Raw genomic sequence first — 14290 nt, 5'->3', positions numbered from 1 at the left:
CTCAGGCGGGGACGCTCACGAGCTTGAAGAACGCGCCCGTCGGATCGGTGACGCCGGCCATGCGGCCGAACGGCGAGTCCTCCGCGGGCTGCACGACCTGCCCGCCCAGCTCCACCACCTGCGCGACGGTGGCGTCGACGTCCACGGCACCGAAGTAGATCTGCCAGGTCGAGGGCATGCCCTCGGGGAGGAACGCGGAGCTGTCCATGACGCCGGCGTAGGCCTCGCCGTCGACCATGACCTGGGTGTAGCGGAAGTCGCCGCTGTCGCTCATGACCTGGGTGGTCCAGCCGAAGGTGGCGCGGTAGAAGTCGAGCACCGCGTCGTAGTGGCGGGTGTGCAGCTCGTGCCAACACGGCGCACCGTGCTCGCCGAAGATCTGGTAGCCGACGTGCGCGGCGGGCTGCCATAGCCCGATGGCCGCGCCGCCGGTGTCGGCGACCATGCCCATCGTGCCCAGGTCCATGACCTGCATGGCCTCCATGTGGACCTGGCCGCCCGCGGCCCGCGCGGCCTCGGTCGTGGCCTTTGCGTCGGGCACGGAAAGGTAGGTGTTCCACATGTCCGGGGTGCCTGCCGTGCCGTCGTTGTGCATCATCCCGGCGACCATCGCGCCGTTGCGGGTGAAGTTGATGTAGCCGCCGAAGTCGGGGCCGGTGTGCTGGGCCTCCCAGCCGAGCACGGCGCCGTAGAACTGCTCGGCCTGGGCGGCGTCGGAGCTGAACAGGTCGATCCAGACGGGCGTTCCGGCGGGGGCGGCGGGGCGAGCGGGCATGAGGAGCTCCTCGGTCGGGGTGAGATGTACGACCGGTAGACCGGGCCGAGCCCCGGAACTCATCGCGGGCGCCACACCCCCTTGACGACCAAGGCGCGGATGTCGTCAGTGGATCTTCCGGAGCGACATCGAGGCCTTGATCACCGTGGGGGGCGTGCCGCGGGCCCGGCGGTCGTGGGCCACTGGCCGGGCGGGGGCGCGGACGGGGTGTTGTGCGGCGTGATCACCTGGATGCTCGACGGCCACGTCAGGATCCCACCGGGCAGGGCGCGGTGCGCCTGCATGATCACGTGAGCGGCCCGGCGGACGTCCTGCGCGAGATCGTGGTGCAGCACCGCGGAGACCCTGCCGGCCCGGAGCAGGCGGGTGTTGTCGCCGTCGAGGTCATGGGCGACGAACACCGCGCACTCCCGGCCCCGTGCGGCGAACGCGTCGAGGATCGCGATGTTCCCGCCGCCCACCGAGTACACCGCGCGGATCCCGGGATGCCGGTCGAGCGCGTCCGCCACCCGGTCGCGCATGGTGGCGTCGAGCCCGTCGGTCTCGGTGAGGACGACGACCGCGCGGCCGGGATCGCGCTCGCGCAGCGCCACGCGGAAGCCCATCTCCCGCTCCTCCTCTCCGCGGAACGACGTGCGGGACAGCGTCACCAGCACGTCGCCGGGATCGCGCCCGAGCCACTGCCCGACGAGGTACGCAGCCGTGGCGCCGGCGGCGCGGTTGTCGATGCCGACGTAGGCCTGCCGACCGCTCGCGGGCAGGTCGGTGACGAGCGTGACCACCGGGATCCCTGCGCACACCAGCCGCGCCGCCGCCTCGCTGACCTCCGGGACGTCGGGTGCCTTGAGCACCACGCCCTGCGAGCCGCGGCGGCCGACGCCGTCCAGGATCGCGACGATCTCCTCGACGGGCGCGGTCTCCCGCAGGTGGAACCGGGCGCGGAACACCGCAGGCCGCAGCGAGGGCAGCTCGGCCTCGAGGGCAGCGCGCACGGCGGAGGAGAAGCGGTCGGGCGCCTGCATGACGAGGTCGACGAGGAACGTGCGACCGGTCAACCGCACCTGGGTGCGCTGGCGGTCGAGGTCCGCGATCGCCTGTCGCACGGTCTCGGCCGTGCCCGCGCGCACGCCGCCGCGCCCGTTGAGCACCCGGTCGACGGTGGACTCGCTGACCCCGGCCTGGCGGGCGATCTCGCGGAGCGGATGAGGGTGGCCCACGGACACCTCGATGAAGGTTTTTTGAAGGGTTTCTGGCGGATCAGCGGGGACTGTAGCTCCTACCGTCGACGCATGGCACAGACGCTGAGCAGCAGGTGGACGGAGGCAGGCTGCCGCATCGACGACCTGCAGGCCGTCCTGTCCGAGCGAACCGACCTCGCCGACTTCCCGCACGCCTCGGCCGTCGAGCAGGAGGTGCTCGTCTACGACGCCGACGGGCTGCGCGCCGCCCCGCCCGAGGAGCTCGTGCGCGCGTTCACCGACGGGCCCGGGGTGGTCGTGATCCGCGGAGCGTTCCCGGACACCTCCGTGGTGGACCGCGCCACCGCGGCGTTCGACGAGCTCATCGCCGCGCAGCGCGCAAGCGGCGCGGTGGCGGGCGACCACTTCGCCACCCCGGGCTCGAACGACCGCATCTGGAACGCGCTGGAGAAGCTCGCGGTCCACGCGCCCGAGGTGTTCGTGGAGTACTACGCGAACGACGTGATCGCCCTGGTGTCCCACGCGTGGCTGGGCCCGGGCTACCAGGTGACCTCGCAGGTCAACGTCGTGAACCCCGGCGGGAAGGCCCAGGTCGGGCACCGCGACTATCACCTCGGGTTCCTCGCCCCCGACGTCATCGAGCAGTACCCCGAGCACGTCCACCGGCTCTCCCCCGTGCTGACGCTGCAGGGCGCGGTGGCGCACTCCGACATGCCGCTGGAGAGCGGGCCGACGCTGTACCTGCCGCACTCGCAGAAGTACGGCCCCGGCTACCTGGCCACGAACCGGCCGGAGTTCCGCGCCTACTTCGACCACCACCACGTCCAGCTGCCGTTGCGGAAGGGCGACGCGGCGTTCTTCAACCCGGCGGTGATCCACGGCGCGGGCACCAACCGCTCGGCGGACATCCACCGGATGGCCAACTTGCTGCAGGTCTCCTCGGCGTTCGGCCGCGCGATGGACGCCGTCGACCGGACGCGCGTGTGCGCGGCCGTCTACCAGGCTCTGCGCACGCATACGCACCCCGAGCACGCGATCGCCGCCGCCGCGGACGGCTACGCGTTCCCCACGAACCTCGACCGCGACCAGCCGGTCGACGGCCTCGCCCCGCCCACCCAGGCCGACCTGGTGCGCCGGGCCCTGGCGGAGGATTGGGACGAGACGACGTTCTGGTCGGCCCTCGACGCGGACGCCGCGAAGGGGGCGACGGCGTGACCGGGCTGCTCGACGGGCAGGTCGTGCTGGTGTCGGGCGGGACCCAGGGGGTCGGGGCCGGGGTCGCGCGGGCGGCCGTGCGGGAGAGCGCCACCGTCGCGATAACCGGACGGCGCGACGAGCTCGGCGCGAAGGTCGCCGCCGACGTGGGCGCGTTCTTCGTCCGGGCCGACGTCGCCGATGTGGCCCAGGCCCAGGCGTCCGTCGCCGCAGTCATCGCCGAGTTCGGCCGCGTCGATGCCGTGGTCAACTCCGCGGGGCTCACCGACCGCGGCACCCTGCTCGACACCACTCCCGAGCTGTTCGACCGGCACGTCGCGGTCAACCTGCGCGCACCGTTCTTCGTCATGCAGGCGGCGGTGCGGGACATGCTGGCGCGCCGGGCACCCGGGTCGATCGTCAACATCATCTCGTCGTCGGAGCTGGGCGGGCAGTCGTACCTGGCGCCGTACGTGGCGGCCAAGGCCGGGCTCGCCGGCCTGACCCGCAACGCCGCCCACGCCCACCGCTTCGACCGCATCCGCATCAACGGCCTCGACATCGGCTGGACCGCCACCGAGGGCGAGGACGCCACCCAGCGCGCCTTCCACGACGCCGACGACACCTGGCTCGACCAGGCCTCGGCGCGGGTGCCGATGGGCAGGCTCGGACAGGTCGACGAGATCGCCGACTTCGTCGTCTTCCTGCTCAGCGCCCGCAGCGGCGTGGTGACCGGCTCGGTCATCGACTGGGACCAGAACGTCTTCGGCGGCCTCGACTGACAGCTCCCTCCACCGACGGCGCCCCACGTGAGGTGCACACCATCGGGCCGGCCGGACGCCGAGTCCCGTCACGTCCCCTCCCACGCGGGGCACCCTCCTCACCGAACGGACACCCATGCGACTCGGACTCGTCGGCCTCGGCCGGATCGGCGCCTTTCACGCGCAGACGCTCACCGACCTCGACCGCGTCGACTCGCTCGTGGTCACCGACGCCGACCCGGTCGTGAGCGCCACCGTCGCCGCGCGCGTAGGCGCCGAGGCTGTCGACTCGCCGGAGAAGCTGTTCGCCGCCGGCGTCGACGGGGTGCTGATCGCTGCCGCCACCGCCGCCCACCCCGCGCTGCTGCTGGCCGCCGTGGAGGCCGGGCTGCCGGTGTTCTGCGAGAAGCCGCTGGCCGGCAACCTCGCCGACGCCGTGACCGTCGCCCGCCGGGTCGGGGACGCCGTCGTGCAGATCGGCTACCCGCGCCGCTTCGACGCCGCGTTCCTCGGTGCCCGCGCCGCCGTAGTCAGCGGGGAGCTGGGGAGGCTGCACACCGTCCGCTCCACCACGCTCGACCCGGCCCCACCGCCCGCGTCCTACATCGCGACCTCGGGTGGGCTGTTCCGCGACTGCTCGGTGCACGACTTCGACGCGGTCCGCTGGGTCACCGGCTGCGAGGTGGTGGAGGTCTATGCCGTGGGAGCCAACCGGGGTGAGGCGTTCTCGCCGAGATGGACGACGTCGCGTCGGCATCGGTCCTGCTCACGCTCGACGACGGCACGATCGGCGTCGTCTCCAACAGCCGCCACAACGCCCGCGGTTACGACGTCCGGCTGGAGGTGCACGGATCGCTCGACAGCGTCGCCGCCGGTCTCGACGACGGGCTGCCGTTGCGCTCCACGCAGCCCGGCGTCACGTTCCCCGCCGGGCCGCCGCACGGGTTCTTCATGGACCGCCTCGCCGCCGCGTTCCGGGCCGAGCTCGCCGCGTTCACCGACGTCGTGGCCGGCGGGCCGTCGCCGTGCACCGTGGCGGACGCGGTGGCGGTGGCCCGCATCGCGGAGGCCGCGACGCTGTCGCTGCACCAGCACCGTCCGGTCCGGATCGACGAGGTGAGCTGAGGGCGAGCCGGAGGACGCGGCCGCGGTGCCGCTCGGTACCGCGGCGGCTGGTGGAGGCGGGGCGGCGGATCGACCTGGACGACGAGGAGCTGGTCGGTCTGCTGCGGGAGGCGGCAGAGTGAGGTCGGGCGCCGACCGGTCGACGGCAGTGCGCCGACGCCACCGTCGACTCCGGGCGCTGTGCGCGCCGCGGGATCCCGACCCGCGGGCGTGGGGTGATCGGGGCGCGAGGGTTCAATGAGTCCGGTCGGGCGCAGCACCAGTGCGCGGCGGTCTTCCCTGACCGCTCCTCGGGGGACCGCCGGCTGCGCGACCAGGCCCGTCAGGACATCGGCTGATCGTCGGTCGGCCGATCTCCGTCAGGTGCCCCGGCTCGCCGGTCCGCTGTGCAGGGCGCGCAGGAACAGGCCCCCCGGTGATCTCTGCCGTCGCCGCTTTCCGTAGTCTTCGATCTCGTCAGCATGACGATAAACCGGCGGGCCAGTTCTCGTCGAGGTGACATGTGAGGGGTTCTGTGCGGGGCAACCTGTTCGCCGTGGCCGTCGACCTGGTGATCCTCACCGTCCGGGACGGGGAGCTGTCGACGTTGCTCGTCCGGCGCGGCGTCCCGCCGTTCGCCGGCGAGCCGGGGCTGCCGGGCGGGTTCGTGCTCCCGCACGAGGACCTGCTCGACGCCGCCGTCCGCGAGCTCGTCGAGGAGACCGGGCTGACGATCACCGGCCACCATCTCGAACAGCTCGCGAGCTTCGCCGCGCCCGGCCGCGACCCGCGCGGGCGCGTGCTGTCGGTGGGCCACCTCGCGCTGGTGCCCGACCTGCCCGAGCCGCAGGCCGGGTCCGACGCCGTCGTCAGCGCCTGGCACCCGGTGGCCGCGGTGGAGGGCCTGGCGTTCGACCACGACCGGATCCTCGCCGAGGGGGTCGAGCGGGCGCGGGCCAAGCTCGAGTACACGACGCTGGCCGCCACCTTCTGCCCGCCGGCCTTCACGGTGTCGCAGCTGCGCCGCGTCTACGAGGCGGTGTGGGGCACGGAGCTGGACCCGCGCAACTTCCAGCGCAAGGTCACCAGCACCCCCGACTTCCTCATCCCGACGGCCGAGACGGTGGGCACCGGCCGCGGCCGCCCGGCGCAGCTGTTCCGGCGGGGCGCGGCGACGAGCCTGTACCCCCCGATGCTGCGGGGGGACTAGAAGCGGGGGTGCTCGCCTTCCAGGTGCACCCGCGCGCCGATGCCCGTGGGCGCCGGCTGATCGCCCGCCCGCTGCACCTCGCCCAGCACCCACGCCGGGACGTGGCGGGCGGTGAGCATCGCCAGCGCGCGGTCGACGTCGTCGGCGGGCAGCACCGCCACCATCCCGACGCCCATGTTGAACGTCTTCTCCATCTCGGCACGCTCGACGCGGCCGCGGGAGGCGATCAGCTTGAACACCGGTGCGGGGGTCCAGGTGTTGCGCTCGACCACGGCCTCCAGGCCGGCGGGCAGGACGCGCTCGAGGTTGCGCGCGAGCCCGCCGCCGGTGATGTGGGCGAACGTGCGAACGCCGGTCTCGGCGGCCAGGGCCAGGCAGTCGCGGGCGTAGATCGTGGTGGGGACGAGCAGCTCCTCGCCGAGTGTGTGCTCGAACTCCTCGACGTGCCCCTCCAGGGGCATCCGCGCGATGTCGAGCAGCACGTGCCGGGCCAACGAGTATCCGTTGGAGTGCAGGCCGGACGACCCCATCGCGACCAGCACGTCACCGGGGCGGACACGGTCGGGCCGCAGCATCGCGTCGGCCTCGACGATGCCCACGCCGGTGGCGGAGACGTCGTAGCCGCCGTCCTCCATCATCCCGGGGTGTTCGGCGGTCTCGCCGCCGAGCAGCGCGCAGCCGGCGAGCTGGCAGCCCTCGGCGATGCCCTTGACCACCATCGCCACGTGCTCGGGCACGAGCTTGCCGACGGCGATGTAGTCCTGCAGGAACAGCGGCTCCGCCCCGCAGACGATGAGGTCGTCGACCACCATCGCGACGAGGTCGAGGCCGATGGTGTCGTGCTTGTCCATGGCCTGCGCGATGGCGACCTTGGTGCCCACACCGTCGGTGGACGAGGCGAGCACCGGCTCGGTGTACTTGCCGATCTTGAGGGCGAACAGGCCGGCGAACCCGCCGATACCCCCCATCACCTCGGGACGGGACGCCTTCTCGGCGAACGGCCGGAACGCGTCGACCGCACGCTCACCGGCCTCGATGTCCACTCCGGCGGACGCATAGCTGGCGCCCGCACCCTCGGGACTCGCGGTGGTCGGGGACATGGTCGGTAGGGCTCCCGGGGATCGTGGTGTCGGCGGTGGCCGCCGAAGGCGGATGGTGCTGGAGCGGACCGCTGGTGGGGCCCGCCGGGCCGAGGTGCGCTGCGTCAGGGTATGCGCAGGGCGTCCGCGGCACCGTAACCGACGGCGAGCGGTCCGGCATCGCCGGACGCGGCCCCCGTGACGTCGGGGGCGACGGCGCTCTGCGCCGTGGCGGGAGCCGACAGCTCCTCGAGGAGGTGCTTGCCGAGCCGCGCCTCGTTGGGCAGCGGGATCGGGTACTCGCCGTCGAAGCAGGCCGAGCACAGCCGCGACTTCGGCTGCTCGCTCGCGGCGATGAGGCCCTCGAGCGAGACGTAGCCGAGGGAGTCGGAGCCGATCGAGCGGCGCACGCCCTCGTTGTCGACGCCGCTCGCCACGAGCTCGGCGCGGGTGGCGAAGTCGATGCCGTAGAAGCACGGCCACTTGACCGGCGGTGATGCGATGCGCACGTGGACCTCGAGTGCGCCGGCCTCACGCAGCATGCGGACGAGCGCGCGCTGGGTGTTGCCGCGGACGATCGAATCGTCGACGACGACGAGCCGCTTGCCGCGGATGACGTCGCGCAGCGGGTTGAGCTTGAGCCGGATGCCCAGCTGGCGGATGGTCTGACTCGGCTGGATGAACGTGCGGCCGACGTACTGGTTCTTCACCAGCCCCTGGCCGTAGGGGATGCCGGCGCCCTGCGCGTAGCCGATGGCCGCGGGCGTGCCCGACTCCGGCACGGGGATCACCAGGTCGGCCTCGACCGGGTGCTCGGCGGCGAGCCTGCGGCCGATCTCGACGCGCGTGGCGTGCACCGAGCGGCCGGAGATGGAGGTGTCGGGCCGGGCGAGGTAGACGTACTCGAAGACGCAGCCCTTGGGCTCGGGCGCGGCGAAGCGGGAGCTGCGCAGCCCGTCGGCGTCGATGGCGAGCAGCTCGCCGGGCTCGACCTCCCGCACCATGGAGGCGCCGACGATGTCGAGCGCCGCGGTCTCGCTGGCCACGACCCAACCGCGCTCGAGGCGACCGAGCACCAGCGGGCGGACGCCGTGGGGGTCGCGGGCGGCGTAGAGCGTCTGCTCGTCGGCGAAGACCAGCGAGAACGCGCCCCGGACGCGGGGCAGCAGCCGCATCGCGGCCTCCTCGACGCCGATGTCGGCGGCGGTGGCGGCGAGCAGCTCGGCGATGAGGTCGGAGTCGGTGCTGGCCTGGATGCGGGTGCGCCCCGACTTCGAGCCGCCGTCGACCAGCGCCATGACCTCGTCGCGCAGCTCGGCGGTGTTGACGAGGTTGCCGTTGTGGCCCAGGGCGATGCCGCTGCCGGTGGCCGTGGTGCGGAACGTGGGCTGCGCGTTCTCCCAGGTGGTGGACCCGGTGGTGGAGTAGCGGCAGTGCCCGACGGCCACGTGTCCCTTGAGCGAGGACAGGATCTGCTCGTCGAAGACCTGGCTGACCAGCCCGAGGTCCTTGAACACCACCATGCGGCGCCCGTCCGACACGGCGATGCCCGCCGCCTCCTGGCCGCGGTGCTGCAGTGCGTAGAGGCCGTAGTAGGTGAGGTTTGCGACGTCCTCACCCGGGGCCCAGACGCCGAACACGCCGCACTCCTCGCGGGGTGCCGGGTCACTGTCCGGATGGAGGGCGTCCGGGTCGAGATCGGGGTCGGTGGGCTGGCTGTTCCGAGTGGAACTCGGGCGCACGACAGACTCCTAGGCACAGCGACGACGCAGGACGAATCAATCGCCGATGCTACGCCGCCAGAGCCCGGGCACCCACTCTCCGGGACCGGCGTCACCGAACCAGCGCCCCTGACCGACGTCACAGCCCATCGAGCGCAGACGGTCGCCCTGCAGCGTGGTCTCCACCCATTCCGCGGTGACCTCCAGGCCCAGCGCGTGGGCCATGTCGATCAGTGCCCGCACGATCGAGGTGTCGACGGGGTCGGCTGCGGCGTTGCGCAGCCCGTCGATGAACGAGCCGTCGATCTTCAGCGCGTGCACCGGCAGCCTGCGCAGCCAGGCCAGGCTGGAGTAGCCGGTGCCGAAGTCGTCGAGCGCCAGTCGGACGCCCGCGTCGCGCAGGGCGACCAGCGCGTCCGTCACCGACGCGTCGTCCCCGAGCACCGCCTGCTCGGTGATCTCCAGCTGGAGCTTGCGGGGTGGCAGCCCGGTGGACCCGAGGACCGCCATCACCTCGTCCAGCCAGCCGGACTCGGCCAGCTGCACGGGCGAGACGTTGACGCTGACGTACGGCGCCTCGTCGCCGAGCTCCCCCCACCACACCGCCGCCTGCTCGCAGGCCGTGCGCAGCACCCACCGCCCCAGCGGCACGATCGCGCCGCTGTACTCGGCCAGCTCGATGAACCGGCCCGGGCCGATCAGCCCCTGCTCGGGATGGTGCCAGCGCACCAGCGCCTCGACGCCGGTGAGCCTGCCGTCGGACAGGCGGACGAGCGGCTGGTAGTCCAGCCGGAACTCGGAGCGGTCGATGCCGCCCCGGAGTCCGCCCAACAGCGCGAACCGGGTCGCCTCCCCCGCGTCGCGCTGGTGGTCGAACACCACGCGGCGCCCGCCGCCCATCGCCTTCGCCCAGGACCGGGCCACCTCGGCGGAGCGCCGCATCTCCATCGCACACGTCCGCGCCGTGGCCCCCTCGGCCACCCCGATGCTGACGGTGACCCCCACGGTGTGCCCGCCGATCACGAACGGGGTGGCCAGCGTGGCCTGCAGGCGGTCGGCGAAGCGGCAGACGTCCGCGACGTTCTCCGGGTCGGCCATCAGCACCGTGAACTCGTCGCTGCCCGCGCGCGTGACGAGGTTGTCGCCCGCTGCGAGCTGCAGCCTGCCCACCACGGCGAGCAGCAGCCGGTCGCCGATGTCGTCGCCGAGCGCGTCGTTGACCGCCTGGAAGCCGTCGAGGTCCAGCGCGCAGATGCCGACGCGGGTGGCGCCGCCCGGCGCGTACGCGCGGTGCAGCCACTGCTCGGCGAGCGCGGGCCCGGGGAGCCGGGTGAGCTGGTCGCGTGTCGAGGCGCGGGGCACCCCGGCACGCTGGCGCCGACGCTCGGAGGTGTCCTTGACGACGGCCATCAGGTGCGACGGGGTGCCGTCGTCGTGCAGCACAAGCGACGCCGTCATCTGGACCCAGATCACGCCGGAGTCGGGCCGGACGAGCCGCACCTCGGTGCGCATCGTCTCGGGTTCGGCCCGGACGATCCGGTGGTAGCGCTCGATGATGTCGGGCAGGTCGTCGGGGTGGATGAAGTCCGACAGCGGCTGCGGGTGCACCAGCGCGTCCATCCCGAGCATCCGGCACAGTGCCGGGTTGGCGTCGACGACGTGGCCGTCGAGCGTCGCGAAGCACATCCCGACCGCGCCCTGCTCGTAGAGGGCGCGGTAGTGCCGGTCGTCCACCATCAGCACCGGGTCGACGCCGCCGAGGGCCTCCGGCGGGGGACGGACGCCGGAGCCCGCGCCGGCCAGCGCCCGCGCGAAGCCCGCCACCATCTCGTCGAGCGCCTCCATCAGCCTCGTGCCGCCCTCCGGACCGGACGCGCCGAGCGTCACCGCGCTGCCCCGCAGCAGCCGGGAGCAGGCGGGCAGGAGGTCCTCGACGGGGTCGGTGAGCGGGTCCCCGCACACGCCCGAGGCCAGCACGTCCGCCCCGATGTCACGTGCCGCGGGCGCCCGGAACGGCTCGGCGCGCAGCACCGCGGTCAGCTTGCGCAGGACCGTGGCGAGGTGCTCGGCGACATCGGGGCGCTCGGGACCGGGCGGGGCGAGCGCCGCCCACCGCACCGCCAGCCGCGCGATCGCGTCGGGCAGGGGGGCGGGATCGTCCGCGAGACGGGGGAAGGGCACCGGCGGCGTGACGCGGATGGGATCAGGAAGGCCTCGCGGCGCGACCACACCGCCACCTCCCGTCGCCCGATCGGTCAAGGCATACCCTGATCGGAGCAAGTTTCCGCGCCACCGGCCGTTTGCGCCACCACGTGTTGTCCGTGTCCACCTCTGGGGAACGCGGGGCAACCCGTTCGTATCAACCCAGCGGGAGCAGCCGGGCGACCTCACCCGTTCGGGTACCGGATGCGCTCAGCCATCCGCCTGCCAGGGCATCGGCCCAGGTCATACGACCGGTGACCAGTGAGAGCCAGGTACGGGGATCGGCCTCCACCACGTTGGGCGGGGTGCCGCGGCCGTGCCGCGGGCCCATGACGCACTGCACTGCTCCGAACGGCGGAACCCGAACCTCGACGCTGCGTCCCGGCGCGGCCTCGACGAGGGCGGCCAGGCTCTCCTTGACGGCCGCACGCAGCACCGGCCTGTCGGGGGTCGGACCCCCGTTCAGCCACGCGAGAACGCCGTCCCGGTCGGCGTCGGCGGATTCGGCAACCACGCCCGCGACGGTAACCGAGAGCGGGAGCACCCGTCCGTTCGGACAGGTGCCCGGAAACGGGTCATCCGAAAAGCGCGGGCAACGTGCCTTCCCACGCGACGCGCAGCTCGTCGAGCGGCAGCGCCGGGATCTCGCCGACCACGAGCGCGTCACCGCCGGTGGTGCCCAGCGCCCGGGCCGGCACGCCGGCGGACTCCGCCGCGGCCAGCAGTGCGCCGGCCTGGTCGGGCGCCGTGGTGACGAGCACCCGGCCCGCCGACTCGGAGAACAGCGCGACGAACGGGTCGAGCGCTGCCGGGAGCGTGAGGGTGGCGCCGCGCCCACCCACGAGACAGGCCTCGACGAGCGCCTGGGCGAGCCCGCCGTCGGACAGGTCGTGGGAACCGGTGAGCCGCCCCGCGGCCACCGCGGCGGCGAGGACCCCCGCGAGGCGCTGCTCGGCGAGGAGGTCCACCGCGGGCGGGCGGCCACCCAGATGACCGTGGACGACGTGCGCCCACTCGCTGCCGCCCAGCTCGTCGCGGGTGTCGCCGAGGAGGATCACGACGTCGCCGTCGCGGGTGAAGCCCGAGCGGACCCGCGTGGCGACGTCGTCGATCACGCCGAGGACACCGATCACCGGCGTGGGCAGGATCGCCTGCGCACCGGTCTGGTTGTAGAAGCTGACGTTGCCGCCGGTGACGGGGATGCCGAGCGTCACGCAGCCGTCGGCCAGGCCGTGGACGGCCTGCTGGAACTGCCACATCACGTGGGGGTCCTCGGGCGAGCCGAAGTTGAGGCAGTTGGTGACGGCCGCGGGCACGGCACCGGACGTGGCGACGTTGCGGTAGGCCTCGGCGAGGGCGAGCTGCGCGCCCGCGTACGGGTCGAGGGCGACGAAGCGGGAGTTGCAGTCGGTGGCGACCGCGATGCCGCGGCCGCTCTCCTCGTCGATGCGCACCATGCCGGCGTCGGCGGGCTGGGCCGATGTGGTGTTGCCGCGGACGTAGCGGTCGTACTGGTCGGTGACCCAGGCGCGGCTGCACAGGTTGGGGCTGGCCGCCATCCGCAGGACGGTGTCGCGCAGCTCGCTCGGAGCGGCGGGCCGCGGCAGATGGTCGGGGACGTCGTCGATCAGCGCGTCCTGGTCGTCGGAGCGCTGCACGGGCCGGTGGTAGACGGGGCCGTCGTGGGCGACGGTGCGTGGCGGCACGTCGACGACCGTCTCGCCCTTCCAGGTGATGACGAGGTGGTCGCCGTCGGTGACCTCACCGATGACCGAAGCCAGCACGTCCCATTTGGCGCAGACGGCCATGAACGCCTCGACGTTCTCCGGCGCCACCACCGCGCACATGCGCTCCTGCGACTCGCTGGAGAGGATCTCGGCCGGGGTCATCCCGGTGGCGCGCAGCGGCACGGCGTCGAGGTCGATGTGCATGCCGCCGTCACCGGCGCTGGCCAGCTCGGACGTGGCGCACGACAGGCCGGCGCCACCGAGGTCCTGGATACCCACGACGATCCCGGAGCGGATCAGCTCGAGGCAGCACTCGATGAGCACCTTCTCGGTGAACGGGTCGCCCACCTGCACGGCGGGGAGCTTCTTCTTGTGGCCGCCGCCGCCCTCGGCTGTAGCCGACTCGTCCGCGGCGAAGGTCTCGCTGGCCAGGACGGACACGCCACCGATGCCGTCGAGGCCGGTGCGGGCGCCGAACAGGACGATCTGGTTGCCCGTGCCGGACGCGAACGCCAGGTGCAGGTCCTCCACGCGCATGGCGCCGACGCACATGGCGTTGAGCAGCGGGTTGCCGGCGTAGCTCGCGTCGAACACGAGCTCGCCGCCGATGTTGGGCAGGCCCAGCGAGTTGCCGTAGCCCCCCACTCCGGCGACGACACCCGGCAGCACCCGCTTGGTGTCGGCCGCGTCGGCCGGGCCGAAGCGCAGGGGGTCGGCCACCGCGATCGGCCGCGCGCCCATCGCCATGATGTCGCGCACGATGCCGCCCACGCCCGTGGCCGCGCCCTGGTAGGGCTCCACGTAGGACGGGTGGTTGTGCGACTCGACCTTGAACGTGACGGCCCAACCGTCTCCGATGTCCACGACGCCGGCGTTCTCGCCGATGCCCGCGAGCATCGTGGAGCGCATCTCCGGAGTGGTGGTCTCGCCGAAGTAACCCAGGTGCACCTTCGAGGACTTGTACGAGCAGTGCTCGCTCCACATCACCGAGTACATCGCCAGCTCGGCATCGGTGGGGCGGCGGCCGAGGATCTCCCGGATCCGGGCGTACTCGTCGTCCTTGAGGCCCAGCTCGCTGTAGGGCTGGGGCTGGTCGGGGGTCGCGGTGGCGTTCTCGACGGTGTCTGCAGGAACAACGGTCGTCACGACTCCCCAGCCTACGGAACCGCTGCGCGCGCTCCGCGTCTGACCGTGGTCGTCAGGACTGATGACGGCGGTTCCGCGCCGGTGACAGGCCCCGGAGCGTGTCCCGACATACCGCCGTAGCCCGGCGAACAGGAGCACCGTGCGACAGGCGCACACCGCCAGACATCGAGGA

General features: G+C 73.0%; 10 protein-coding genes and 1 pseudogene. 4 read left to right on the top strand and 7 right to left on the bottom strand.

All coding sequences use genetic code 11. The features are described 5' to 3' along the window. Position 1 precedes the first annotated feature (1 nt). Both JWR81_RS13025 and JWR81_RS13020 read right to left on the bottom strand, forming a co-directional pair. The gene (locus JWR81_RS13025; protein WP_297651007.1) at positions 2-775 is read right to left on the bottom strand and encodes a VOC family protein; all 774 of its coding nucleotides are present in this window, start codon (positions 773-775) and stop codon (positions 2-4) included. 140 nt (positions 776-915) lie between these two features. Then, entirely contained in the window at positions 916-1992 is a 1077-nt protein-coding gene (locus tag JWR81_RS13020; protein WP_297651005.1) for a LacI family DNA-binding transcriptional regulator, read from the bottom strand. Between the two features lie 72 nt (positions 1993-2064). Here JWR81_RS13020 and JWR81_RS13015 point away from each other — a divergent pair, with 72 nt between their 5' ends. The 4 genes and pseudogenes from JWR81_RS13015 (at position 2065) to JWR81_RS13000 (ending at position 6243) form a co-directional block, all read left to right on the top strand. Further along, on the top strand, positions 2065-3189 hold the full coding sequence (locus JWR81_RS13015; RefSeq protein WP_297651003.1) for a phytanoyl-CoA dioxygenase family protein: 1125 nt from the start codon (positions 2065-2067) through the stop codon (positions 3187-3189). After that, a complete protein-coding gene (locus JWR81_RS13010) occupies positions 3186-3950 on the top strand; it encodes an SDR family oxidoreductase (RefSeq protein ID WP_297651000.1) in 765 nt (254 codons plus the stop codon). The genes JWR81_RS13015 and JWR81_RS13010 overlap by 4 nt, the downstream gene beginning before the upstream one ends. 115 nt (positions 3951-4065) lie before the next feature. After that, positions 4066-5054: pseudogene (locus JWR81_RS13005) on the top strand (Gfo/Idh/MocA family oxidoreductase). A 502-nt stretch (positions 5055-5556) separates the two neighbouring features. Then, a complete protein-coding gene (locus JWR81_RS13000) occupies positions 5557-6243 on the top strand; it encodes an NUDIX domain-containing protein (RefSeq protein ID WP_297650998.1) in 687 nt (228 codons plus the stop codon). Here the strand turns inward: JWR81_RS13000 and purM are convergent. From purM to purL, 5 genes are all read right to left on the bottom strand, one after another. Then, positions 6240-7343 carry a phosphoribosylformylglycinamidine cyclo-ligase gene (gene purM, locus JWR81_RS12995; protein WP_297650996.1) on the bottom strand — a complete coding sequence of 368 codons (1104 nt, stop codon included), beginning with the start codon at positions 7341-7343 and terminating at the stop codon, positions 6240-6242. The genes JWR81_RS13000 and purM overlap by 4 nt on opposite strands. 104 nt (positions 7344-7447) lie before the next feature. After that, positions 7448-8962, bottom strand: a complete 1515-nt coding sequence (purF, locus tag JWR81_RS12990) for an amidophosphoribosyltransferase (protein WP_297651063.1) — start codon at positions 8960-8962, stop codon at positions 7448-7450. Positions 8963-9100: 138 nt separating this feature from the next. Continuing rightward, positions 9101-11272 (bottom strand): EAL domain-containing protein, encoded by a 2172-nt coding sequence (locus tag JWR81_RS12985; RefSeq protein WP_297650994.1) that lies wholly within the window; start codon positions 11270-11272, stop codon positions 9101-9103. 130 nt (positions 11273-11402) lie between these two features. Further along, positions 11403-11759 (bottom strand): sterol carrier family protein, encoded by a 357-nt coding sequence (locus JWR81_RS12980; protein ID WP_297650992.1) that lies wholly within the window; start codon positions 11757-11759, stop codon positions 11403-11405. A 61-nt stretch (positions 11760-11820) separates the two neighbouring features. Further along, positions 11821-14118, bottom strand: coding sequence for a phosphoribosylformylglycinamidine synthase subunit PurL (gene purL, locus JWR81_RS12975; protein WP_297650990.1), 2298 nt, complete (start codon positions 14116-14118; stop codon positions 11821-11823). Between the last annotated feature and the right edge of the window lie 172 nt (positions 14119-14290).

The organism is Pseudonocardia sp. (genome assembly GCF_025965585.1).
Lineage (GTDB): Bacteria > Actinomycetota > Actinomycetes > Mycobacteriales > Pseudonocardiaceae > Pseudonocardia.
Note: the sequence above shows the minus strand (reverse complement) of the source record. Positions and strands in the feature narration are given on the sequence as shown.